Source organism: Staphylococcus sp. GDY8P85P (genome assembly GCF_017892405.1).
Taxonomy (GTDB): Bacteria; Bacillota; Bacilli; order Staphylococcales; family Staphylococcaceae; genus Staphylococcus; species Staphylococcus borealis.
This window is the reverse complement of the sequence record NZ_JAESLA010000013.1, coordinates 49,464-75,398: the sequence shown is the minus strand read 5'-3', so window position 1 is coordinate 75,398 and position 25,935 is coordinate 49,464. Positions and strand designations below refer to the sequence as shown.

At 32.6% G+C, this 25,935-nt stretch carries 24 protein-coding genes; 16 read left to right on the top strand and 8 right to left on the bottom strand.

The window, feature by feature from the left end:
• The first annotated feature begins 178 nt into the window (after positions 1-178).
• Positions 179-361 (top strand): hypothetical protein, encoded by a 183-nt coding sequence (locus tag KA828_RS02980; protein WP_210125389.1) that lies wholly within the window; start codon positions 179-181, stop codon positions 359-361.
• Positions 361-978 (top strand): hypothetical protein, encoded by a 618-nt coding sequence (locus tag KA828_RS02975; protein WP_210125373.1) that lies wholly within the window; start codon positions 361-363, stop codon positions 976-978. Before KA828_RS02980 ends, KA828_RS02975 begins: the two co-directional genes overlap by 1 nt.
• A gap of 2,245 nt (positions 979-3,223) precedes the next feature.
• Here the strand turns inward: KA828_RS02975 and KA828_RS02970 are convergent.
• A complete protein-coding gene (locus KA828_RS02970; protein ID WP_210125372.1) occupies positions 3,224-3,601 on the bottom strand; it encodes a YbgA family protein in 378 nt (125 codons plus the stop codon).
• A gap of 180 nt (positions 3,602-3,781) precedes the next feature.
• Here KA828_RS02970 and KA828_RS02965 point away from each other — a divergent pair, with 180 nt between their 5' ends.
• Entirely contained in the window at positions 3,782-5,224 is a 1,443-nt protein-coding gene (locus tag KA828_RS02965) for a sucrose-specific PTS transporter subunit IIBC (protein WP_075108092.1), read from the top strand.
• Positions 5,225-5,269: 45 nt separating this feature from the next.
• Here KA828_RS02965 and KA828_RS02960 read toward each other — a convergent pair whose 3' ends face one another.
• A complete protein-coding gene (locus KA828_RS02960) occupies positions 5,270-6,211 on the bottom strand; it encodes a magnesium transporter CorA family protein (protein WP_075108091.1) in 942 nt (313 codons plus the stop codon).
• Between the two features lie 31 nt (positions 6,212-6,242).
• The gene (locus tag KA828_RS02955) at positions 6,243-6,857 is read right to left on the bottom strand and encodes a TetR/AcrR family transcriptional regulator (protein WP_210125371.1); all 615 of its coding nucleotides are present in this window, start codon (positions 6,855-6,857) and stop codon (positions 6,243-6,245) included.
• A gap of 165 nt (positions 6,858-7,022) precedes the next feature.
• Between KA828_RS02955 and KA828_RS02950 the strand changes: the two genes are divergently transcribed.
• The 8 genes from KA828_RS02950 to KA828_RS02915 all read left to right on the top strand — a co-directional run bounded on the left by KA828_RS02950 (position 7,023) and on the right by KA828_RS02915 (position 14,923).
• Positions 7,023-8,300: a YhgE/Pip domain-containing protein gene (locus tag KA828_RS02950; protein ID WP_210125370.1), complete on the top strand. Its 1,278-nt coding sequence runs from the start codon at positions 7,023-7,025 to the stop codon at positions 8,298-8,300.
• Between the two features lie 159 nt (positions 8,301-8,459).
• Positions 8,460-8,888, top strand: coding sequence for a MarR family winged helix-turn-helix transcriptional regulator (locus KA828_RS02945; RefSeq protein ID WP_053028667.1), 429 nt, complete (start codon positions 8,460-8,462; stop codon positions 8,886-8,888).
• A gap of 112 nt (positions 8,889-9,000) precedes the next feature.
• Positions 9,001-10,356 carry an MATE family efflux transporter gene (locus KA828_RS02940; RefSeq protein WP_210125369.1) on the top strand — a complete coding sequence of 452 codons (1,356 nt, stop codon included), beginning with the start codon at positions 9,001-9,003 and terminating at the stop codon, positions 10,354-10,356.
• Positions 10,357-10,773: 417 nt separating this feature from the next.
• On the top strand, positions 10,774-12,021 hold the full coding sequence (locus tag KA828_RS02935; RefSeq protein WP_075108089.1) for a copper resistance protein CopC: 1,248 nt from the start codon (positions 10,774-10,776) through the stop codon (positions 12,019-12,021).
• Between the two features lie 14 nt (positions 12,022-12,035).
• Positions 12,036-12,647: a YcnI family protein gene (locus KA828_RS02930; protein ID WP_053028664.1), complete on the top strand. Its 612-nt coding sequence runs from the start codon at positions 12,036-12,038 to the stop codon at positions 12,645-12,647.
• Positions 12,648-12,854: 207 nt separating this feature from the next.
• Positions 12,855-13,271 (top strand): DUF2871 domain-containing protein, encoded by a 417-nt coding sequence (locus tag KA828_RS02925; RefSeq protein WP_075108088.1) that lies wholly within the window; start codon positions 12,855-12,857, stop codon positions 13,269-13,271.
• Between the two features lie 197 nt (positions 13,272-13,468).
• Complete coding sequence (locus KA828_RS02920) at positions 13,469-14,500, top strand: NAD(P)/FAD-dependent oxidoreductase (RefSeq protein ID WP_210125368.1); 1,032 nt, start codon at positions 13,469-13,471, stop codon at positions 14,498-14,500.
• A 21-nt stretch (positions 14,501-14,521) separates the two neighbouring features.
• Positions 14,522-14,923 carry a GNAT family N-acetyltransferase gene (locus tag KA828_RS02915; RefSeq protein ID WP_075108086.1) on the top strand — a complete coding sequence of 134 codons (402 nt, stop codon included), beginning with the start codon at positions 14,522-14,524 and terminating at the stop codon, positions 14,921-14,923.
• A 56-nt stretch (positions 14,924-14,979) separates the two neighbouring features.
• Here the strand turns inward: KA828_RS02915 and KA828_RS02910 are convergent, their stop codons facing one another.
• The gene (locus tag KA828_RS02910) at positions 14,980-15,975 is read right to left on the bottom strand and encodes an acrylyl-CoA reductase family protein (RefSeq protein WP_210125367.1); all 996 of its coding nucleotides are present in this window, start codon (positions 15,973-15,975) and stop codon (positions 14,980-14,982) included.
• 334 nt (positions 15,976-16,309) lie between these two features.
• On the opposite strand from KA828_RS02910, the gene efeO reads away from it, so the two are divergent.
• Genes efeO through KA828_RS02895 form a run of 3 tightly spaced genes read left to right on the top strand, consistent with a single transcriptional unit; the run spans position 16,310 to position 20,119 of the window.
• Positions 16,310-17,170 (top strand): iron uptake system protein EfeO, encoded by an 861-nt coding sequence (gene efeO / locus KA828_RS02905; RefSeq protein WP_210125366.1) that lies wholly within the window; start codon positions 16,310-16,312, stop codon positions 17,168-17,170.
• On the top strand, positions 17,167-18,393 hold the full coding sequence (gene efeB, locus KA828_RS02900) for an iron uptake transporter deferrochelatase/peroxidase subunit (protein ID WP_210125365.1): 1,227 nt from the start codon (positions 17,167-17,169) through the stop codon (positions 18,391-18,393). Before efeO ends, efeB begins: the two co-directional genes overlap by 4 nt.
• Positions 18,374-20,119: an FTR1 family iron permease gene (locus KA828_RS02895; RefSeq protein ID WP_210125364.1), complete on the top strand. Its 1,746-nt coding sequence runs from the start codon at positions 18,374-18,376 to the stop codon at positions 20,117-20,119. The genes efeB and KA828_RS02895 overlap by 20 nt, the downstream gene beginning before the upstream one ends.
• A 67-nt stretch (positions 20,120-20,186) precedes the next feature.
• Here the strand turns inward: KA828_RS02895 and tatC are convergent, their stop codons facing one another.
• Both tatC and KA828_RS02885 read right to left on the bottom strand, forming a co-directional pair.
• A complete protein-coding gene (gene tatC, locus KA828_RS02890) occupies positions 20,187-20,942 on the bottom strand; it encodes a twin-arginine translocase subunit TatC (RefSeq protein ID WP_210125363.1) in 756 nt (251 codons plus the stop codon).
• On the bottom strand, positions 20,884-21,117 hold the full coding sequence (locus tag KA828_RS02885; RefSeq protein ID WP_107629235.1) for a twin-arginine translocase TatA/TatE family subunit: 234 nt from the start codon (positions 21,115-21,117) through the stop codon (positions 20,884-20,886). Before KA828_RS02885 ends, tatC begins: the two co-directional genes overlap by 59 nt.
• A 162-nt stretch (positions 21,118-21,279) precedes the next feature.
• Here KA828_RS02885 and KA828_RS02880 point away from each other — a divergent pair, with 162 nt between their 5' ends.
• Positions 21,280-21,795: a GNAT family N-acetyltransferase gene (locus KA828_RS02880; protein WP_210125362.1), complete on the top strand. Its 516-nt coding sequence runs from the start codon at positions 21,280-21,282 to the stop codon at positions 21,793-21,795.
• A gap of 168 nt (positions 21,796-21,963) precedes the next feature.
• Here the strand turns inward: KA828_RS02880 and KA828_RS02875 are convergent, their stop codons facing one another.
• Complete coding sequence (locus KA828_RS02875) at positions 21,964-23,652, bottom strand: CDP-glycerol glycerophosphotransferase family protein (protein ID WP_210125361.1); 1,689 nt, start codon at positions 23,650-23,652, stop codon at positions 21,964-21,966.
• Positions 23,653-24,026: 374 nt separating this feature from the next.
• Here KA828_RS02875 and KA828_RS02870 point away from each other — a divergent pair, with 374 nt between their 5' ends.
• On the top strand, positions 24,027-25,628 hold the full coding sequence (locus KA828_RS02870) for an L-lactate permease (RefSeq protein WP_070854642.1): 1,602 nt from the start codon (positions 24,027-24,029) through the stop codon (positions 25,626-25,628).
• Between the two features lie 96 nt (positions 25,629-25,724).
• Here KA828_RS02870 and KA828_RS02865 read toward each other — a convergent pair.
• Positions 25,725-25,935, bottom strand: a 211-nt coding sequence (locus KA828_RS02865; protein ID WP_210125360.1) for a hypothetical protein, incomplete at its 5' end; no start/stop codon positions are given.

Below are 25,935 nucleotides of genomic sequence, written 5' to 3'. Positions count from 1 at the left end.
GATGACTAAATATCAAGGACATTTAAACTCTAAAAATATATTAAGTTAATTATTACAATTTAGTAAAAATATTGAACTTTAAGTCAAATATAATTACAATGGTTATAGATTATAGAGGAACGTATAATCTTAGGAGATCAAAAAAATTTATAACTATATACAGGAAGATGTGAGGAGTATGGCTACTAAAAGTTTTACTACTGAGTATAAGTTTTCAGCTAAGTCAGCACCTAAATTACTAAATGCAATTGAAAATCAAGATAATTTAAAACAACGTCACTATACACAAAATAATAAAAATATTACGCCAGTGAAGAATAAGAAAAGAATAGCAACAATTTTGGAGAGTTATAAAAATTAATGAGTTTAGAAATCGTTGCATTATCAGATTTACTAGAAGAAGAGGGTTATGATGAGAACGATGTTCAAAATGTATTAAACACTTTTCGTTCAATACGATTTACTGGTAAAGAAGAAGCTCATGACGTAGAAGATTTTATAAAAAGAAATGCAATTTTATTTAATAAAACCGGTATTGCCAGTACTCACTTGATTTTTAGTGACTACAAAGGTAAACCGGTTTTAGTTGCATATTTTACTATTGCAAATAAAGATTTATATATTTCCAAAAGAAATCTTCAAAAATTATCAAAATCAATGCAAAAGAAAATAAAACAAAGAGCCCAATTTGTTGAAGAAACTTCGGTTTACAAAATGAGTTCATTTTTGCTAGGACAATTAGGCAAGAATTTTAGTCAAGAAGCATTACTTTCATGTAATATTAATGGTAAGGATATATTGGAAGAAGCTTTTAAAGTTGCATTAGAAGCTAAAAGAATTGTCGGAGGATCATTTGTGTGGATAGAATATGAAGATAATGAAAAGCTACGTGCTATTTATGAAAGTTATGGTTTTTCAGAAATACCAAATTATACTTCTCCTAATAATTTAAAATTAGCTATTAAGCAACTGAAATGATTATATATTTGATAAAAAAGCATACAGACAAGTTAACTATATCGTTTGAAACGTCACTTATTAAGTGGCGTTTTTTTTACGCTGAGAAACGTCCTGTGTTGCAGTGGGAAATACATTGTAAATTCATCTTTACATACTAGTAAAAACTTTTAACAATTATTTAATAGACATTATCTATAAAAAAAGAGATAATAATTTCCAGAGGCTAATATAAAGCCTCAGCTGTCCTATAGAGTTTTTTAAATGAAGCCCTTAGCTATACGTGGATATGTAATGGTTAATAGAGGCTAACCTTAATGGTTGGTCTCTTTTATATATACAAAAAACCTCATTAATCAATTGACTAATGAGGAGAGTTTATTTTATGAGCTTAGTTTAATATACCCATGCTTAAATTAATATAAACATGTTTTATCTTGTTATTCTGTGATTATTCATGACGAAACACATTTTTTTAAGACGCTGAGAGACGTATTCTAATGCAGCGAGAAATAGGAATACGTACAAATATATTGATCGCTACAAATACAAGAGTGGAATTTTACATGTAAAATCACTATATGTCATCAAATATTAATAGTAGAAAAACAATAATGAATATGTAATAATTAACGTATGAGGTTACCTTTGTAATAGACTTTTCTTACATTATATCCTTTGCGTCTATTGATACAATTCATTCTTACTTTGGTAATCTCTAACTTTGTTAAGTATACGGCATAAGACTCGAGGGGCTGAAGGCCCCTTTTTTTATACTATGAATATTGACTATGATGGTGAGTGTACATTAATTGAAATATAAAAAATAAGTTTTTAAATATATGGTTATGTGGTAAACTAAATATATGTTGAATTCCCTTCAACATATAGAAATGTTTTAACACAAGCATTTCTCAAACTTTTCCTTTTATTGAGGCAAATCCTAGCGATTGCCTCAATTTTTATGTTATGATTTACTTACTCTCGAAAAGAGAGAGCGTGTTTTAGATTAGTATCTTTAGATACTATTGTAAGTCAACGATATCATTTTGAAAACATTCTCCCCTGAAAGATGTTTTCGAACCCCTTTCGCCACATCTTAATTGATGTGGTTTTTTTAGTTTTAATGAACTGCAAATAGCATAATATTTAAAAGTAAATATATTTTAAAACAGAGGGCGAAAAAAGGGCGGATTATTGAAATAAAGGGCAATGCTATGGATAATCATTTTTCAAAAATCAAACTAAATATACTTATATATCAATGTTTTGAAAGGGTGTAGAACACATTGACATTGTGATGTAATAATAAAAGTAATTATAAATTAAAAGTAAGAAAAAATTAATAACTAAAAATAAAAAAATTTCGCTACTATCTTGTGAAAGCGGTAAAAATTTTCTCTTAGAAGCAACTTAATTAAAAAATTGAAAATATAGCGTCGCTTATTTGGAAAATTTTAATAGCGTAGAACAACTTAATTTAAGGCATACTATATATAGATTTCGCGATAGCTTTAATTAAATACCATTCTCATTGATTTAGTTAATAATTACGAAATCCTATATTTATTAATTCTGTATCAACATCATGACATCACAACATAAAATATTGATACATCAAGATAAGCCTATAATTAAATGATTGAGATTAAAATCTGCCATCACATTCATGTTAATGATGCATATACAATCAACAACTTAAACTTATCACTTCTATATGACGTTAAGACATAACATCATGAAATTTCCATCCTACACAATTGAAGTTTATTATAACTTTATAGGTCATATAGAAGTTTTGCTCATGAACAGCATGATTAAACAACAAGACCGAATACGAGCACGAATAAGTGGAATAACAGTCAGACATCACAGCTTAGATTTATACATCATAGAATAAGAAATGTATATGTGTCATTAGCACAGGTATTAGCAGTAGCATGCTAGTGTATATTATTAAGGAGCCTAACTCCCCCCAATTACTAAATCACTAATGCATAAGCAACAGTTTTTATATCTATTTTCCTTAAATATACAGATTTAATTATAAGTGAAACCATCAAGAATAATATTTTGCAGAAAAACAGAATTAATTTAAAAAAAGTTGGGACAACATTTACGTCGTCTCAACTTTTTTTATAGAAATAAGAACACAACAAACGTGTTTTGAACTATAGCCGGAATGACACATGGACATGCCTAGTTAACGGTATTGATAAAAAAGTTTGAAATGCTACGTAACGCAAGTCAATCTCAACATGATTCGCTACGCTTCTATATTAAGAAGTGTACTATTTTGTAAGTAGGACACATGATATTTATCGGCTAAATGTTTTAAAAATATTAACAAATCAGTGCTCTGAATGATGCCTTGATTAAAATCAGCTTTAAGCTTGGCTGCGCGCTCTTTTTCAAGGTCATTTGCTTTATGTTTGAAATATCCCCACATATGATCATACGCATTTATCATCGTTCCATGTGATGGTGTTGTGTTAAGTGCGACATCAATTGCCTGCTGAACGTCTGGTAAAGTAGGGGACTGTTTAAGCAGTTCGCGAATAGCATTATAATGTTGTTGACTGTGGTATAACACATTATATTTTTCTTCGCGCCATAATTTTTCGATATAGCCACGTTCTTTCATCAAATATCGCCTCGCTTACTAAATGTTGTATCGTCATTTATTTCGTTCCCGAAAGTTTATATCATGAACCTTAAATATGAACAAATGGTGAAAATAAAAAAGCGTATTGCGTTATTTTTTGGAACCGATTACAATCAAATTAATAAATAGAACCGGTTCCATTCAATAGGAGGGAAAGTAATGAACTATAAAAAGTCAGCTGAAGATATTCTTGAGGCTATAGGCGGTGAAGACAATTTAGATGCAATGGCGCACTGCGCTACAAGATTAAGACTTGTGCTCAACGATGAAAGTAAGGTAGATGAAGATGCTTTATCAAACATGGATGTTGTTAAAGGAACATTCTCAACAGGTGGTCAATACCAAATTATTATTGGCTCGGGTACGGTTAATAAGGTGTTTAATGAACTTGAACGTATAACAGGTAAAGAAGCTTCAACAACGTCAGATGTAAAAGATAAATCAACGCAAAATATGAATCCATTACAGCGATTCGTGAAGATGCTCTCAGATATTTTTGTTCCTATTATTCCAGCCATTGTAGCTGGTGGGTTATTAATGGGGATTAACAATATATTAACTGCACCTGATCTCTTTTATGATCATCAATCGTTGATAGATGTTCATAGTCAATTTGCTGGCTTAGCAGATATGATTAATATTTTTGCGAATGCACCGTTTACGCTGTTACCTATACTAATTGGATTTAGTGCAGCGAAACGCTTCGGAGGTAACCCTTTCTTGGGTGCAGCACTAGGTATGATTCTAGTACATCCATCATTAATGAGTGCTTATGATTTTCCTAAAGCTGTAGAAGCGGGTAAAGCCATTCCACATTGGGACTTGTTTGGTCTACATATTAATCAAGTTGGTTATCAAGGACAAGTATTACCAATGTTGGTCGCTGCCTACATTTTAGCTACGATTGAAAAAGGCTTACGAAAAGTGATTCCTACAGTATTAGATAATTTATTAACACCCTTATTATCTATATTAGTAACAGCCTTTTTAACATTTTTATTTGTAGGTCCAATAACTAGACAACTTGGGTATTGGTTATCAGATGGCTTAACATGGTTATATGACTTTGGTGGTGCCATTGGTGGATTTATCTTTGGTTTATTCTATGCACCAATTGTTATTACAGGTATGCATCATAGTTTTATTGCTGTAGAGACAACGTTAATTGCTGATCAAGCGAAAACAGGCGGATCATTTATCTTCCCAATCGCAACCATGTCTAACGTGGCACAAGGTGGTGCGGCACTCGCAGCATTTATCATCATTAAAAATAATAAAAAGTTAAAAGGTGTTGCCTCAGCAGCAGGTGTTTCAGCATTGTTAGGAATTACAGAACCAGCGATGTTTGGTGTGAATCTTAAATTAAGATATCCATTTATTGGCGCAATTATTGGTTCTGCTATAGGCTCGGCTTATATTTCATTCTTTAAAGTTAAAGCCATCGCTTTAGGTACAGCAGGATTACCAGGGTTTATTTCAATTAATCCAGCACACGCAGGGTGGTTACATTACTTTGTTGGTATGTTGATTGCCTTTATTGTATCTGTAGCGATAACATTTATTTTATCCCGACGAAACGCTTATCGAGCTACCGCTGAATAACAAAACCGGTCTTCTGAATGTCTCAGAAGACCGGTTTTTGTGTTGTTATAATTTTTGTTTTCGCCATAAGAAGATACTCACAATTGTAACAAGTATAAGTGAAATACCTACAATAAATAGCCATGATGTATAGCTTTTTTCATCGAGTGGAAGTGGGACATTCATCCCGAAGAAACTAAAGACAAGTGTTGGTAAAGTGAGTAATACTGTAAAGAGCGTCAGTGTCTTCATAATATTATTCATTTCGTTTGATAATAATGAAGAATATGACGTTGTGATACTCTCCAGAATTCCCGTATATAATTCTGTCGTTTCAATCGCTTGGTTGTTCTCAATCACTAAATCTTCCAATAAATCTTCGTCTTCATCAAAGCGTTTGATGGCAGGTAATCGGAACAATTTTTTAATGATAGTGTCATTACCTTTTAAAGCGGCAAGGAAGTAAACCAAACTTTTTTCAACTTCCATTAATTTATATAATTGTTTATTTGTAATATTATTTTTTAACTCACGTTCAATTCGGATTCGCGATTTATTTAAGAGTCGTAAATTTCTGTTGTAGTGGTTTGAAATTGTTAATAAGATATCCAATGCAAAACGACTATGGAAATTTAAATTCACATTATCTTGTCGCGCATAATTTTCTAAAAATTCATTTTCAGCATCACAGATTGTTAAAATGAGTCCTTTTCCAATAACAATACCTAATGGAATGGTAACGAATGATAAGACACGACGATTGGTTGAACTGACGATGGGTAAGTCGATAATGATAAGTGAGTAACCTGTGTCATCATCATATTCGATACGTGCACTTTCATCCGCATCTAATGGATCTCGGATAAAATCTTCAGGTACGTTATACGTTTCTATTAATTGTTCAATTTCTTCTCTATCAGGTTCTACAACATTAATCCATGATGCAGAGTGGTCTAAAGTCGTTTCAACGATGTCATTGTTTGTTGAATGTTTATATGCAGTTAGCATGGTTAATGATTCCTTTCATATTCATTTAGTCTCAGTTGGATTGAGTACGTTCATAATGATTTTGGATCATAATATGTAGCGGCCCATTATAAATGATATTAAAAATATGTTTGGTTAACTCATTTACAGAGAGTCGATGATCATCCTGTACCCAATATTTGATAATTGAAATGGTAGCCCCTGAAACATAACTATGAAAATACATTTCAGGAATACCATCAATCTCATGATTAATACTAATATATTTTTGCATATTTTCTTTCATTAAGGAATGAATTTTTTCTTCAAGTCTACTTTTACGTTCTAGCTGAAGAATCGTATGATAAAACTCCATGTTATCAGAGATATGTTGTAATACCTTAGTCAAAACATTATTTATAAAATCTTCAGCGGTATTTTCTGGTGAACTAATATCGAGTTGATTAAATTGAGTCGATGTCCAAATTTGGGATATACATTCATCTTCCATATCGGTTAATAACATGTATTTATCTTCATAATGTAAGTAAAATGTACCACGATTAATATCTGCTTGATCAGAAATATCTTGAACAGTAATTTTGTCGAGGTCTTTACGCTTTAAAAGGTCAGTAAAAGCACGCTTAATAGCTGACTTCGTCTTTCGTATTCTCCTATCTTCTTTCATAAAATATCGACCTCCTAATAATAGATAGACAAAAATGTACAATCTGTTCAATAACACACAGTATTTGAATAATTGATTATTGTTTATTTTTGACTATCTCATTATAATTTACAAAGTATTAAATATTCAACACATTGTTCAATAAATTGTAGGAGGTTAGATTTCATGAATATTTTTAAAAGTAAACTATTATGGCTTGCACCTATTGCAGCGATATTATTATTAGTTATTTTCTCTTTGGCATTTTATCCAGCGTTTAATCCAAAACCAAAACAATTGCCAATAGCCGTTGTAAACAATGATAAAGGTGTAGACATTCAAGGTAATAAAGTAAATATCGGGAAAAAAATTGAAGATAAATTAATGGATAGTGATTCTGATACAGTTAAATGGGTTAAAGTTGATAAAGAATCAGATATTAAAAAAGGTATTAAAGATGAAAAATACTATGGGGTAGCTATTTTTAATAAAGACTTTTCTAAAAATGCAATGAGTAAAACACAAAAAGTAGTGATGGATAGTAAAAAGGCAGAAATGAAAGAAAAAGTTGAATCAGGTGAAATCCCTGCAGCTGCCGTTCAACAAATGCAACAAAAAATGGGTAACCAAAAAGTTGATGTGAAACAAGCAACATTTAAAACGATTGTAAATAAAGGTGCAAGCATGCAAGCAGCTACGATTACTGGTAATGTGCTTGATGGCATGGGTGATAATTTGAATAAACAAATTACATCACAAAGTCTTAGCACATTAGAAAAACAAGATATAAAAGTGAGCGCATCAGACATTAAAGGTATCACTAACCCTGTTAAAGTGGATAATCAAGAGTTGAATAAAGTTAAAGACCATCAAGGTGGCGGTAATGCACCGTTCTTAATGTTCATGCCAGTATGGATGGGATCACTTGTAACATCTGTATTATTATTCTTTGCTTTCAGAACAAGTAATAACCTTAAAATTCAACACAGAATTATTGCGTCATTAGGCCAAATGTTATTAGCTGTAATCACAGCATTTGCTGCAAGTTTCGCTTATGTGTACTTCATGCATGGTGTATTAGGATTCGATTTTAATCATACAAACCGAGTAGCACTCTTCTTAGCTATTTCAATACTTGGATTTATCGGATTAATTCTAGGTATCATGGTCTGGTTAGGAATGAAATCTATTCCAATCTTTGTCATTTTAATGTTCTTTAGTATGCAATTAGTCACATTACCTAAAGAAATGCTACCTAAAGCATATCAAGGTTGGGTTTATAAAATTGATCCATTCACACATTATACAAATACCCTTAGAGAAATTATCTACATGGGTAGTCATATTGAAATGAATGCAACGATGTGGATGATGATAGGATTTATTATTTTTGGTGCAGTTTCTAGTTTAACTGCTGCTATCGTAAGAAAACATAGTAATAAACGTACTGAAATTCCATCATAGGAATGGAGTTATTTGCCTCAAATTTGGCATGAACGTGCTAAATTTGAGGCTTTTTTGAAAATAAAATAAACTGAAAATTTAAACTTTAATATATCGGTTGACTATTATAAGAATCGGCGTATTATATTCGTTAGACATCTAACGAAATGGAGTGAGACGATGGAGGCTACCTATCAATATTTAGTCAGAATGTTGGCGCATGAGATGAAACATTACGCTGATCGGAAACTAGATGAGTATAATGTCACACAAGAACAAAGTCATACGTTAGGTTATATATACAGACATAAAGACCAAGGCATAACACAAAATGAATTATTAAAGACATTTAAACGAAAAGGGTCAACGGTAAGTTCAATACTTAAAGGTCTGGAGAATAAAGGACTTATTTATAGGATGGTAGATCCTGAGGATTCCAGACGTAAGAATTTGAAATTAACTAAAGAAGGAACGCAACTGGTTGAATCTTTTGTCAGCATCTTCGACGATATTGAAAGTATACTTGTCAAAGATTTTGATGAGAATGAAAAGCAACAACTTAAAAGCTTATTTGAACGCATGCTGAATAATATTAAAACAGAAAATTGATTATTAAAGCTAGCTGAAATTTAAAGTAATGTTGGAATAGCAGCTAGCAATTATTTTGGAAATATAGTTAGATATCTAATTATTAGATATCTAATATAAGGAGATTATGGAAATGAAAGACGAACAATTATTTTACTTTGAGAAAGCATCTATATTTAAAGCGATGATGCATTTCTCATTACCGATGATGATAGGCTCATTATTAAGTGTGATTTACGGTATCTTAAATGTATACTTTATTGGCTTTTTAGATAATAGCCACATGATTTCAGCGATATCTTTAACATTACCTATATTTGCAGTACTCATGGCATTTGGTAATTTATTTGGTGTAGGAGGCGGGACTTACATATCACGTTTACTTGGTGCGAAAGATTACACTAAAAGTCATTATGTAAGTAGCTTCTCAATATATAGTAGTTTGGTATTGGGACTTGTTATTGCTATCATAACGCTACCATTTACGGACCAAATTGCGAGTATACTTGGTGCCAGTGGTGAAACGTTGAACTATACGAGTGACTATTTAAAAATTGAATTTTTAAGTACACCGTTTGTTATTTTATTTTTTGTTTTAGAGCAATTTGCTAGAGCAATCGGTAAACCAATTATTTCGATGATTGGTATGCTTTCAAGTGTTGGCATAAATATCATCTTAGATCCGATTTTGATTTTTGGATTACATTTAGATGTCGTCGGTGCAGCATTAGGTACTGCTATTTCAAACGTGGTCGCAGCAATCTTTTTCATTGTTTACTTTTCTAGAAAAAATGAAACGTTATCACTTAATATTAAACATGCCAAACCGACTAAAGCGATAATGCAAGAAATATTTAAAATTGGTATACCTGCATTCTTAATGGTTATCTTGATGGGCGTAACAGGTTTGGTCGTGAATTTATTCTTGGCAACGTATGGTAACTATGCTATCGCAAGTTACGGCATCTCATTTAGACTCGTTCAATTTCCTGAATTAATTATTATGGGGCTTTCAGAAGGTGTTGTCCCTCTTATCGCGTACAATTTCGTAGCGAATAAAACTAGAATGAAAGATACAATTAAAGTAGTCATCATGTCTATTGCAGTTATATTTGCCGTTTGTATGACTGTCGTTCTTTTAGCTGGTCATACCATCGTTCAATTGTTCAGTACAGACCCACAAATTGTCGTCTTAGCTACATTTATCTTAAAAGTTACTATGACATCATTACTTCTAAATGGTATTGGTTTCTTATTTACAGGTATGTTGCAAGCTACAGGACAGGGTCGCGGTGCTACGATTATGGCTATCGCACAAGGGACAGTTATTATTCCAGTTCTATTTGTTTTAAATAGTTTATTTGGATTAGCTGGTGTCATTTGGTCGTTATTAATCGCTGAAACAGTTTGTGCTTTGTTAGCAATGTTTATTGTATATGCCTTAAGAAATCGCTTAACAGTTGATACAGCATCTTTAATTGAAGCTTAATAAAATGACTAAAAGATTAACAATATAAATTCAAGCGCATAAAACGATTTATAATGAAGATTGAGTTTGAAATTTGAGTTAATAGAAGTCTAGTAATAAGGAGGGAGTGGGACAGAATGCTTTTAAAATTCGTCGTCCGCTCCCATCTTGCTTTTCTTGTAGCATTTCTTAGTGACATTCTCTTTGCTGGGGCCTCGTAAGCAAGGATAACTGGAAGTGAGAAAAGTTTGCTTTAAGTGCCTTTTCAGTTCAGTCAGCTACTGCGAATTTCCCCAATAGCATCACTATATTATTTATGTCCCAACTACTGCCAGTTTTTATTTTTGGATAAAAAGTGACAAATTAGAATAATTATTGTTAAATAGCACACATTATTTTATCATAAATGAATGAGCAAAATTTTATGGGAGGATGGCAATGGTGAATTTACAACGAAGTTCTAAAGTAGCTTTGGCATTGGTAATGATGTTTTTATTATTGTTAATTCCAACACTTCAAAATGTCGCATCTGCGCATGCAACTTTGGAAAAAACAACACCACCACAAAATGGGGTGATATCAAAGCAACCTGATGCTATAGAGTTAACATTTAATGAGCCAGTGAATGCTGAATATTCGGGAATCACATTATACAATGATAAAGGGGATAAAGTAGGCGATATAGATCCTACTACAACGGGACATTCCAAAACGCTCTCATTTCCAACTGATAAAGTTCAACATGGTACACAGCAAATAGAATGGCATACCGTATCCGCTGATGGGCATGAGATTAGCGATCGATTTGAATTTTCAGTAGGTGAAAAGACAGCAAGTGGTGTCGATACATCTCCAGCCTTTTATGAAACACCTGATTTCTGGTTTGGTCTATTTAGATACATAGCGGAAGGTGCAACAATCATACTTGTAGGGCTATACTGGTTGAATGGTATTGCACGTCGTAATAATTTATCAACATTTGATGTTTTTCCTAGACATATTGCAGTATCTTTAATCATGATGATGGCCTATTTAATGTCGCTTATACTCTATTTAATGACATTATCTTCAGATGTACTAGATGACATATTATCACTTCAACCTAGCGTGATAACGCAATTTCCATATATATTAAGTGCCATTGCGTTAATCGTATTAAGTGGCTTATTCGTCTTAAGAAATATGGAGAAATCATGGTATTGGATGATTTCTATTGCTATGATTTTAGCAATGAGTATGTCAGGTCATGCATGGTCACAAAGTGTGCCATTATGGTCAATTATACTTAGAACGCTTCATTTAACAGGTATCAGTTTATGGTTAGGCGCACTATGTTATTTATTAATTTCAGTATTTACACGTAAGAAAGACGCTGTAGATTTATTACGTGAAATATTGTTTAAAGTTAATGCTGCAGCAGTAGGGATTATCATTATTTCAGGCGTGTTAATGTCTATTGATCAAACAAATATTTTATCAATTTGGACAAATATGCAAACGTGGACGGTATTCTTATTAGTTAAAGTCATTGGTACGTTAATCATGATGATACTAGGATTATTGCAAACAACACGTGCACTTAACAAACGTCATAGAGTCAATAAATCTTCACTTATTATAGAAGTTGTAATTGGTATTGTGCTTATTTTGATCGGCGTAATTATGAGCCAAATTAGTATTCCATAAAAAGGAGAAAAAAGATGATTAAAAAATTATTAGCGACAAGTTTCATACTCTTTTTTGCACTAGGTTTCTTTAAAGTGGCAGACGCACACGTCACTTTGAATCCTAAAGCAGTGGATCCTGAATCCTATGAAAAAGTAGATGTAAGAGTGCCAGTAGAACAAAAAGATCATACTGAAAAAGTGGAATTAGAAGTTCCAAAAGAAGTACAAGTTGTTAATATTCAACCAGTGGATGGTTATAAACACAAAATAGATAAAGATAAAAAAGGTAATATCACTAAAATTACTTGGACAGCTAAAGGTAAAGGGATTGGACCTGATGAATTTATGGATTTCCCAATTGTTGTAGCTAGCCCTAAAGATGAAGGCAAGTATGAATTCAAAGCTATTCAAACCTATGATAATGATGATAAAGTCAAATGGACTGGTAAAGAAGATAGTGAACACCCAGCACCAACGTTAGAAGTTAAAAAGAACGCTAATGCAGTAGAAACGAAAGATGAAAAATCACAAGATACTGCTAGTGCGCAACAATCTTCAGGTGGTTCAATTGCTTTATGGATCGTTTCAATTATTGCCATTATATTATCATTAGTAGCACTATTTAAACATTCAAGAAATAAATAATGTTAAGTGAGTCAAGGACAAAAGGATACTTAGTCAATATAAAGTAATTAACTTAACACTTAAGCGCGTTACTTTATAATTTGTCTGTTCTAGTCCAACTCCCTAAACGCTACTGCAATGACAATGATGTAACGCAATATTGCATATATTGTCACTTTAAAGTTAACGATAATAAATTATAATATTAGTGTGAGGGAGGCATTATTTATGCGACGATTATTATATGCGTTTTTAGTCTACATGATTTTAGGGCTCATTAGTGGGTTCTACTATAGAGAGTTGACAAAAGCACATGATTTTACGGGCGATACACAATTATCTATTGTACATACGCATACACTTATTTTAGGTATGTTTATGTTTTTAATTCTTATACCCCTAGAGAAGGTATTCAAATTAAGTAGTTATTACTTATTTAACTGGTTCTACTATGTTTATAACATCAGTGTCATTGTAACGATTGGTATGATGGTAACGAAAGGCACTTTCCAAGTATTAGGAAAAAGCTTTTCCCCGGAAGCATTTGCTGGGTTTGCCGGTATCGGTCATACAGGTATGCTAGCCGGATTATTATTATTATTTTTCTTAATTCGACAAGCAGCTATAAAAGAACCAAGAGATTAATTGATAATAGGGAGACTTTTCATATTAATAGCACGTGAGTGTTATGTATGGAAAGTCTTTTTTTAAAAATTAAAGTATGATTACGATGATTTAAAATATGATTTTCTTCAATAATATATGCACATATTGTATAATATAGGCAAAATAATGATAATTATTATCATTTGAAAAGGGACATAATCTTGGGAGGATAAATAATGCAAGATGTAACAATTATTGGAGGCGGACCTGCTGGGTTATTTGCAAGTTTCTATGCGGGACTAAGAGGTATGTCAGTGCGAATCATTGACGTTCAAGATAAACTAGGTGGTAAAATGCAAATCTATCCAGAAAAGATTATTTGGGATATTGGTGGCGTCGCTCCGAAACCATGCTTTGAGATTATTAAAGACTTGATCGACCAAGGATTACATTTTAACCCTAAAGTTAATTTGAACGAACGTGTCACAGATATACGTAAAATAGCCGAACGACATTTTGAAGTCGAAACAGATCGTGGTCACATCTATGAATCAAAATCTGTCATATTTGCAGTTGGTGGTGGCATAATTAATCCGAAACCACTTCAAATTAAAGATGCTGAACGGTACCGTTTAACGAATTTACATTATGTTGTTCAATCATTTTCTAAATTTAAAGATAAAGATATATTGATTTCTGGTGGTGGTAACACGGCTTTAGACTGGGCAAGAGATTTAGCAAATATCGCCAATTCAATTACATTAGTTTATAGAAAGTCAGATATTAAAGGTTACGAAGCGATGATTCAAGTACTTGAATCACTAAATGTGACATTAATGCCTAAAACACAAATTAAAGCGTTAATTGGTGACAATCAATGTGAATGTATTAAAGAAGTGACACTTGAGAATAGTGAGACTGGTGAAGTAATCACTCGAGCGTTTGACGACGTTATAATTAGTCATGGCTTTGATCATGAGAATCCACTATTAACAGATTGTACATCTAAACTTGATTTATATGATGACTATCGTGTTAAAGGATTTGGTAATACAACAACGAGTATTCCTGGCATCTTTGCTTGTGGCGATATCGTACACCATGATGCTAAAGTGCATCTTATCACAAGCGCTTTTAGTGATGCTGGAAATGCAGCGAATCTAGCTAAAACGTATATTGACCCTGATGCATACAAAGAAGGATATGTTTCAAGTCATAATGACGTATTTAAAGAATCTAATAAGGCTGTTATTAAACAATATTTATAAAATTAACCAAGGGGGATTACGATGATTAGATATTCTCATGAAGCACCAGAAGCTGAGGCGTATTGTCATTTAAGAGTTAAGGCAGGTATGAGCCCAAAGTCAATAGCTGCAGCGCGCAAAGGCTTACCTAATAGTTGTTTTAATATTACCATTTATGATGACCAACAACTGATAGGCATGGGCAGAGTCATTGGTGATGGTGGAACGGCATTTCAAATTGTAGATATAGCCGTTGATCCAGACTATCAAGGCCAAGGTTGTGGCAGAATCATATTAGAGCAAATTATGTCATATTTACATTCCGTCGCTGAAAAGGGGACTTACGTGAGTTTGATTGCGGATTACCCAGCCGATCAACTCTATAAAAAATTTGGGTTTACATCCACAGAGCCAAAATCAGGTGGTATGTATATCGTATTTTAACTATAACAAGCACTAGGACGAATCAAATCATACTTGATTGTCCTAGTGCTTGTTTATTATGCATTAAAATCGATGATAATACGACCAAAATTGTCATGATTTAATACGGTTTCAATCGCTTCTGGTAATTCTGAAAATGTGATGATTTGCTTAATATCATGTAGTTGATTCGATTTTAAGTCCGTCGCTAAACGTCTCCAAACACGCTCGCGGAGTTTCATAGGTGTAAATACAGAATCAATTCCGACAAGGCTGACACCCCTCAAAATAAATGGATAAACAGTTGCATCAAATGACACACCACCGGTTAACCCAATCAATGCGACACCACCATTATTATTGATACGATTTGTGACGTAAGGTGTACCATTTCCACCGATTGGATCAATGGCAGCTTGCCAAGTTCTAGAACCAAGTGGCTTATCATCGTTTTGTGTAATACGATCAATAATCTCATTTGCCCCCAAGGTTTCTAATTTATCTACTGCATGTTTATTACCAGTACTAGCAACAACGTGATATCCTAAATTAGATAACATCAGAACAGCTAATGCACCAACACCACCAGATGCCCCACGTACAAGGACTTTACCGCCTTCTAATGTCATAAAACCAGCTTTTTCTAATTTCTCAATTGCTAATCCAGCTGTATAACCTGCTGTACCATAAATCATAGCCTCTTCTAACGACAGATTGTCAGGTAATTGAACGACCCATTCCGATTTTACACGTGCATATTCACTGAAACCACCATAATGATTGACACCTAAATCATAGCTTGTAACAATCACTTCCTCGCCTTCATCAATCGTTGAATCCTCTGATTTAACTACAACGCCTGCTAAATCGATACCAGGTACCATCGGGTATGATTTTAGAATGTGATTATGATCTGTTGTAGCTAAGGCATCCTTATAATTAATTCCAGAATAATGAACTTTGATTAAGACGTCACCTTCTGGTAAATCATCCATAGTTATTTGAGTAAAGTCAGGTTTCACACTTCCATCTTCATTTTTGTCTACTATAAAAGCTTTAAATTGTTCTTTCATATTATGTGACTCCTTTATATTAAACTTCGTAAGGTTATAATACCCGCATCTCAATTGTTCTATACTTTCTCTTAGTTAAATGAGTAAAGATGAATAATTTAAAAAGATAAAAAATTTTTAAGTTAAAATTGTATTTGAATTGTTGTTGACACATCAAAGGGGTAAACCTATAATAAATTTGATAATGATTATCAATTGAAAATTAAAAGTGTTTATATGAATATAAAAGACGTTATAACCATGATTGTGAGTTGGTGTTAAATATAGCGTAAGGTTACTAACACGAATCATCTTCAAATGATAATCGCCTAAACTATATTGAGGTGAATACATAATGAAAAAATTACCAACTATTTTACTCGCATCATCGTTACTTTTAGCAGCTTGTGACAATAATGGTCACAGTGACGATAGTAGCAAAGACAAGCAGTCACAAAGCAGTAAAGGTGAGAACAAAGCCGCTTTACAAAAAGCTACCAAAGAATATGAAAAATATACGGATGGCCAACTTGATAAATTCTTAGAAGGCACAGAAAAATTTGTTGCGGCAATTAAAGCAGATGATATGGATAAAGCTAAAGCATTATATCCTAAAGTGCGTATGTATTATGAAAGATCAGAACCTGTCGCAGAAGCTTTTGGTGATTTAGATCCTAAGATTGATGCGCGTTTAGCAGATATGAAAGAAGAGAAAAAAGAAGATCAATGGACAGGCTATCATAAAATTGAAAAGTCACTTTATCAAGACAATAAAATAGATGAAACAACTAAAAAAGATGCTGATCAATTATTAAAAGATGCTAAAGAATTAGATGCGAAAGCAGATACTTTAGATATTACACCTAAATTAATGCTACAAGGTTCAGTTGATTTATTAAATGAAGTTTCAACTTCTAAAATTACTGGAGAAGAAGAAATTTATTCTCATACTGATTTATATGATTTCAAGGCAAATATTGAAGGTGCACAAAAAATCTATGAATTATTCAAACCAGAATTGGATAAAAAAGATAAAAAATTAAGTTCAGATATTCAAAAGAATTTCGATAAAGTTAATCAATTGCTAGATAAGTATAAAGATGGCGACGGTTATAAAGATTATAGTGCAGTAACCAAAGAAGATAGAAAAGCATTATCAGATGCTGTGAATTCACTTGGTGAACCACTAAGTAAAATGGCTGTGGTTACAGAATGAGTAATGTAGATGATAAACAAAATGACCAAGTTTCCCGCCGTTCATTCTTAAAAATGCTTGGTATAGGTGGCGCCGGTGTTGTGATCGGTGCTAGTGGCGCAGGTAGTATCCTTTCATTTAAATTGATGTTCGATACACCTGAGAATGAAGACAAAGATGCTTTCGAATTTTATGGTCGTGTACAAGCAGGTATCACAACGCCAACACAAAAAAATTGTAACTTTGTCTCACTAGATTTAAAAACCAAAGATAAAAATGCAATTAAAGATATGTTTAAAAAATGGACGCAAATGTCAGTAAACATGACAGATGGTGCGCCAGCTGCTAAAGATAGTCATAATGAATTATTACCACCCGTAGATACTGGCGAATCAATAGGATTAGGGGCTAGTAAATTAACATTAACGTTTGGTATTAGTAAATCTTTTCTAAAGAAAATCGGTATGTCATCTAAAATCCCAGCAGGATTTAAGGATTTACCACATTTTCCAAATGATCAGTTAGATGATGAGTACAGTGATGGCGATATCATGATTCAAGCATGTTCAAACGATCCGCAAGTTACATTTCATGCAATTCACAACTTGATTCGACCATTTAGAGATGTAGTTAAAATGAAGTGGTCTCAGAATGGCTTTGTATCTGGAAAGCTTGAAGAAACACCAAGGAATTTAATGGCATTTAAAGATGGTACAGTGAATCCACGCAAAAATGATGAACTTAAAAAGTATGTGTTTATCGATGATGGATGGGCTAAAAATGGTACATATTGTATTATTCGTCGTATTCAAATTCATATTGAAACTTGGGACCGAACGTCATTAGAAGAACAAGAAGCAACATTTGGTCGTAAACGTGCATCAGGTGCACCATTAACTGGAAAAAAAGAATTCGACAATATTGATTTAGATGCGAAAGATAGCAGTGGCCAATATGTTATCGATCCTAATGCGCATGCGCGTCTAGCACGTGAAGTTAAAACATCTATTAAACGTCGTGCCTATAATTATAATGATGGAACAAATGCGAAAACTGGCGCGTTAGAAACAGGTTTAATGTTCATTTGTTTCCAAAAATCAACACAACAGTTTATAGATATTCAAAATAATTTAGGTCATAGTGATAAGCTTAATGAATATATTACACATCGAGGTTCTGCATCCTTCCTTGTATTGCCAGGTGTCAAAAAGGGAGGTTACATCGGTGAAACCTTATTTAATTAAATTAATCGCTGTGTTAATCCTTATTCTCACCGTTATTAGAATGGTTCCACCACATCAAGTTAGTGCTGCAGATGATAGTAAAATCAGTGATGTGTATGTGGCGATAACTGATGCAAAATCAACGATAGAAGATAAAGCTAAAAGCAATCAAGAAAAGCAAAATGCACTCGCTGATATTAAAGAAAAAGTGAAATCTTTAAATATTAAAGATAACAAAGAAGGTAAAGACGTAAAGTCAAAATTAGAAGCGGTAGATAAAGCGTCTTCAACTGAAGCGAAAGCTGACAAACTTTCTGATTTAACAAAATCATTAATCGCTTATGAAGAAGCAGTCTCTACAAAAGATATTAGCGGTGAAATTAAAACATTAAAGCAACAAGTTGATGCTAAAGATGAACCAATCAAGAAGGCCATTAAACATAAAAATGATGCCGAATTACAATCAATTAATAATAGTTTGAATCAAATTTGGACAACGCATGAAACTGCCATCAGAAATTATGACGAAGGTAAATATGGTCAAATTGAAGTTAATTTAATGCAGTTACGTGTTGCCATTCAAAAAGAACCATTAGATACTAAAAAAGTAGACAATGCTTGGACAACATTCAAAACAAGTATTGATACAGTGGATCAAAAACAATCTAGCGCAGATAATGGAAAATATAAAGTAACACAACTTAATGATGAGTTAGATAAAGCGATTAAAGGGATAGAAGATAATCACTTAGATCAAACTGATGCAGCATTATCTAAATTTGTTCAAATTTGGCCGTATGTAGAGGGTAAAATTCAAACTAAAAATGGCACATTATATACGACAATTGAAGATAAGATACCTTATTACCAAAGTATTTTAGATCAAAGCAATAAAGATCGCGTTAAAGAAGGCTTACAAGATATTAATAAAGATATTAAAGACACTGTAGGTCAAGAAGGCTATACATTTGTAGATGTCATGATCATCTTCTTACGTGAAGGGTTAGAAGTATTGTTAGTCATTATGACATTAACGACAATGACACGCAATGTTAAGGACAATAAAGGTACGGCTAGTGTTATTGGTGGGGCAATATTGGGATTAATTCTAAGTATTACCTTAGCTGTAGTCTTCATTCAAACGCTTGGAAATAATGGCTTATTACGTGAAGGCATGGAAGCTACACTTGGCATTATCGCAGTTATTTTAATGTATGTGGTTGGTATTTGGATGCATAGACGTTCAAGTGCTAAACGTTGGAATGACATGATTCAAAATATGTACCAAAATGCGATAAGTAATGGCAACCTAGTATTGTTAGGTACAATTGGTTTGATTTCTGTTCTGCGTGAAGGTGTAGAAGTTATCATTTTCTATATGGGTATGATAGGTAGCATTACGACAATGGATTTCGTGATTGGTATTGCATTAGCGATTGTTATATTGATCATTTTTGCATTACTATTTAGATTCATAGTCAAACTTATACCTATATATTACATCTTTAGAGTGCTTTCAATTTTAATTTTTGTAATGGCATTCAAAATGCTTGGTGTAAGTATTCAGAAACTTCAATTGTTAGGAACATTACCACAACATGGCATTGAAGGCTTACCTACAATTGGTTTTATAGGATTTTATCCTAATGTTGAGTCAATTGTAGCGCAATTAATTTACATTATATTGATTGTGTTTTTCATTTTCAAAAATCGTCAGCACAAACAAACTATTTCTGAGCATCATTAAGACATATTAATAATCAAATAAAAACCTCAAGCCCTGTATGTAACAAGGGCTTGAGGTTTATTTGTGTTTAGGCGCGATGTGATAGTCTGGCAATAAGCATACTAAACTCAAACAGGATGATTAGTGGTAATGTTAAGAGTAAATTTAAAGTGATGTCTGGTGGTGCGATAATACTCGCTATTACAAAGCAACCAAAATAAATATATTTACGATAGTGCTTAAGTGCTTTAACATCTATTAAATCAAATTTAGCAAGTCCCATAAATAACGTAGGAAGTTGAAATAAAATGCCAAAAATGAGTAGCCATCGTATTAATTCATGTAAGTAAGCCTTAAATCCAATAACTGGTTCAATGCTTAAAATGGTAGATAATGTCAAAGAGAAATTAATAATCAATGGAAAGCCTATAAAAAACGCAAACGCAACGCCAATGATAAATAATAACGCACACCATAAACTGTATTTAATGATAAAACCTCGTTCATACGCATGAAGTCCTGGTGCAATAAACGCCCACAATTGGTAAAACACAATGGGTATGATTAAACATAACGCTACAAAAAAGATAATCATAATGTAAATTTGAATCATTTCTGTAAAAGAAAAGGCATGTAATGTTACGTGTGCACGTTTAATATAATGTATAAATGGTTTCATCCACCAATGTGATGAAATATATACAATAATGGTTGCAACAATAAAAGCGATAAACACTTTGACGAGACGAGCGCGTAATTCATCAAAGTGTCCTAAAAGCGTATTGCTATTTTGTATGTTCTCGTTGTTGTTTTGATTCTTTACTGGGCGTATCGTGACTTTCATCTGTATCTATATTTTCTGCAGCAGACTTAAATTCTTTCAAAGTACTACCAATTGCTCGGCCAAATTGTGGTAATTTTTTAGGGCCAAATATAATCAAAGCAATGATGCTAATTACAACTAAACTGGTTGGTCCTGTAATTCCTAATACAAACATGTTTATAACCTCACTCATCATATATAATAATATCATCTTTACTTTATACTCATTGATAAATATTATCAATAGGAATTTTCGCCGTTCACAAATTAAACGAATTTATTGAATAGCGAGACGATTATAGGGAATAATTTATACAATAAAAATACGTAATTCATGATGAATGAGGGGGATTGAATGATGACTGAACAAATAACGATGATTCAAGTTACAGATGTTAGTGATTTAAGACAAATTGCAGAAACTACGTTTTACGATACATTTGAGGGTGAATACACAGAGGCTGATTTCGAACAATTTTTTAAGAAAAGTTATAACGAAACAGTATTATTAAATGAATTGAATAATACTAATTCGTTTCATTACTTTTATAAAGTAGATAATCACATTGCCGGATATTTGAAGCTTAATATTGGTGACGCGCAAACAGAAACAATGGGTGAGGACTATTTAGAAATTCAAAGGATTTACTTCTATAAAACTTATCAAGGTGGAGGAAGAGGGCACACATTTATCCAGCTGGCACTCGATAAAGCTCGAGAACTCAGTAAAAGTAAAGTTTGGTTAGGTGTGTGGGAACATAATCAACAAGCATTATCATTTTATAAGAAACATGGATTCAAAGTGACTGGGCAACATGAATTTATAACTGGTGATGTCGTTGATATAGATTTAATCATGGAAAGAAAGGTTTAGCATAGAATATGTTGAAACTAGATAAGGGAGTGGGACAGAATTCTTTTAAATTCGTCGTCCCACCCCCGCAAGGATGACTAGAACTGAGAAAAGCTTGATTTAAGCGCCTTCTCAGTTCAGTCANNAATAGCTTCATTATATTATTTCTGTCCCACTCCCTTATCATACTTATTTATGATTAATGATATCTCGCATCAATTGCGTTAATTTTTTTAACGACATATTATTATCGTTTACGAGTGGATGGTTAGAAATATCAGTTAATGAATGATGTATTAAATTATTGTGCAATAATGCCTCATCCGTATACCAAACTTTAGCTAAACTATTCATAACATCATCATATACACCACGTTCTTGTTGATAAGCCGCATGATTTGGTGTGTAAAGGCATACCTTTTTGCCAATCGTTAAAGCATCAAAGATAATTGAAGAATAATCGGTAATTACAACATCCGATACTAATAATAAATCTTGTGTTTCAATATGACTTGGTGCTTCAATTGCACCTTCAGGAAGGGTCATATCATCTTCAACATGACCTTTGAAAATAACATGGTATGCTTCCAATAATTCTGGAGAGATGGTCATTAATTCTGTAGCATCTTTATCTGCATGCCAAGTAGGTGCATATAATAAAATTGGCTTTGTTCGATCTACATTTAAGGCATCTTTAATTTTCTTCTGATGATTTTTGTCATTTTGATAGTGGCATAAATAACTTATTCTTGGATAACCATATGAAATCAGTTCCGTATGTTGATTTGGAAATGCTGTTTCAAACAAGCCCGTAGCTGCCTCGGAATCTGTTAAAAGGTAGTCTTGTTTTAGCCATTTATTATATTTACGTGCCTTATAATTGTAGATATTTTTATTTTGGTCTGGTTCTTTGCTATCTAAGAAGAGCTTTTTGATTGGTGTTCCATGCCATAATTGAATCACCGTGCCATTTGGTTTGAATTCATCGGGCATATAACTTTCAATAACGACAATTTTGGCAGTTTCTATTAATTCTTTATTATTTTCTGCATCAGTAGGTAAAAAGTATGGTCCACGTCGATCATTTGTGATGAAATAAGCTTCAGTAGTAGGGTTTCTCTTCACAAAATAATTGAATAAATATTTAGAGTTACCTCTATAACCATAATCAAATCCTAAAAACACAACATGATTTTTAACTTTTGAAGGATCTTTATCATATACATAGCTTAGATTACGATGCTTTTTTAATGCATGATTTTGCATCTTTCTATAAATCCATTTGGGTAATTTAAATTTAGTAGTGATAAGCCAACTATCTACAAAGCGCATTTCATCTTCTTTACCCGGATATTTAAACTTAGAATATGGAATAGGGTGTCCATGAATATAAGCTAATTTATTTAAATCAAAGTGATTAATTTTTTTAATATCAAATGTATCTAAGGAGTTCCAAAAAGCATTACTTGTCGGACATTCATGAATGAAATTAAAAACGACATGATTATCAATATCGATTTCATCTTTCAAAACAGTAACGACGGCTAAATCCATAATAGAATGGATATCATATTTAGATAAATGGAATAAAGCACGTTCAATATTGAAAATGATATTAGGATAATGATTGATATTTTTCATCCATGATAAAAAAGTTAATGTATCATCGCCAAAATAGCGACAGTCATTTAAATATAAGTTATTTATCGTATAGTCTACTGCGATTGAATTATGTGTTGCAGCGACAGCTTCCAACATATCATGATTGATTTTAATATCATTTGAATAAGGAATGAAATGTGAATAACCAGCTGATTTCGCTTTGTTTAGTTGTAATGCAAGATGGCGCATATTTGAAATATTTATTTGTTTAATCATCATACATTGTCCTTTAACTCTTAAATTTCTTAAATATATTTTACCATGTGACTAAGAAAAATTCATATTTACAAAAATGGTAGCATTTATTAATTAAAAAGTTTGGGAAATTTTGTTGAAAAAAGAGGATTTTAATTTGTTAAAAATTTAACAAAAATTTTATAAAAAGTACTATATAGTATTGTCATTTAAGTAGAAAGATGGTATATTTTTATTGTGAAAAAGTTCACAATACTTAAATTTGTGAAATCTAGCACGATTAACTTGTCGACAAACTAATTTACCTTATAACAATTAGAAATATGCTCACATTTCAATTGTTAAATCGCTAGAATGTTCATTAATACAAACTAAAGGAAAGAAGAGTCAAAATTATGTTAGTTCAAACATTTGATCCATTTGATAATTTGGTATTATCTAGCTTAATCGCAGCAGTACCTATTATTCTATTCTTATTATGCTTAACTGTATTTAAAATGAAAGGTATTTACGCTGCAATCACAACTTTGGTTGTTACATTACTTATTGCCATCCCGTTCTTTAAATTACCACTTGGTATTGCAACAGGTGGCGTTGTAGAAGGTTTCTATCAAGGTATTATACCTATTGGTTATATTGTCATGATGGCAGTATTACTTTACAAAATCACTCAAGAATCTGGACAATTTAACACGATTCAAGATAGTATTACAAGTATTTCACAAGACCAACGTATCCAATTATTATTAATTGGTTTTGCATTCAATGCGTTTTTAGAAGGTGCAGCTGGATTTGGTGTACCAATCGCAATTTGTGCGTTATTACTTGCTCAACTAGGATTTAGACCATTACAAGCTGCAATGTTATGTTTAGTAGCGAATGCTGCTTCAGGTGCTTTTGGTGCCATCGGAATTCCAGTTGGTGTGGTAGATACACTTCACTTACCAGGTGGCGTACATGCAATGGGTGTATCACAAACATCAACATTAACATTAGCAATTATTAACTTCTTTATACCATTCTTACTTATCTTTATCATTGATGGTTTAAAAGGTGTTAAAGAAACATTACCAGCTATTTTAGTTGTATCAGTAACTTATACATTATTGCAAGGATTATTAACAGTATTCAATGGACCTGAATTAGCTGATATCATCCCACCATTAGTAACAATGGGTGCTTTAGCTTTATTCTCAAGAAAATTCCAACCAAAACATATTTTCAGAGTGCAAAAAGATGTGGAACCTGAGCCGGCGAAACACCATAATGCAAAAGAAATTATGTATGCATGGAGTCCATTCGTTATCTTAACAATTGTAGTTATGATTTGGAGTGCACCATTCTTTAAAAACTTATTCTTACCAAACGGTAAATTATCAGCATTAGTGCTTAACTTCACTTTACCAGGTACATTCAGTGAAGTGGCTAATAAATCAATCATGTTAAGTTTCAATTTCATTGGACAAACAGGTACAGCAATTTTAATCACAATCATTATCACAGTGTTAATGGCTAAGAAAGTAAGTTTCGGAGATGCAGGACGTTTATTTGGTGTCACATTTAAAGAATTATGGTTGCCAGTATTAACAATTTGTTTCATTCTTGCGATCTCTAAAATCACTACATATGGTGGTTTAAGTGCAGCAATGGGTCAAGGTATTGCTAAAACTGGAAATGTCTTCCCAGTATTATCTCCTATCTTAGGATGGATTGGTGTATTTATGACTGGATCAGTGGTTAATAACAACTCATTATTCGCACCAATTCAAGCATCAGTTGCACAACAAATTGGTACAAGCGGTTCATTACTCGTAGCTTCAAATACAGTGGGTGGTGTAGCAGCGAAATTAATTTCACCTCAATCAATAGCAATCGCGACTGCTGCTGTTAAAGAAGTAGGTAAAGAATCAGAATTACTTAAAATGACATTACGTTACAGTGTTGGATTATTAATCTTCATCTGTATTTGGACATTTATCTTATCTCTAATTCTGTAATCAATATAAATGAGTGCTTATAAATATAGTTCTTATGAAGATGAGAGCGGCACATAATTCCTAGAAAAATAGCCAGTAAATGAGTTTTTTATAAATTCATTTACTGGCTTCTTTATTGTATAAACAAACTATACGTTGTGTGTATATTTTAGAAAAGGTTTCACCGTCATTTAAGACAAGCGATATACGGAAAGATAAAAAGAGATAGCAGAACAGGGAGTGGGACAGAATTCTTTTGAATTCGTCGTCCACTCCCAGCTTGCTTTGCTTGTAGAATTTCTTGATAAAATTCTCTTTGCTGGGGCCC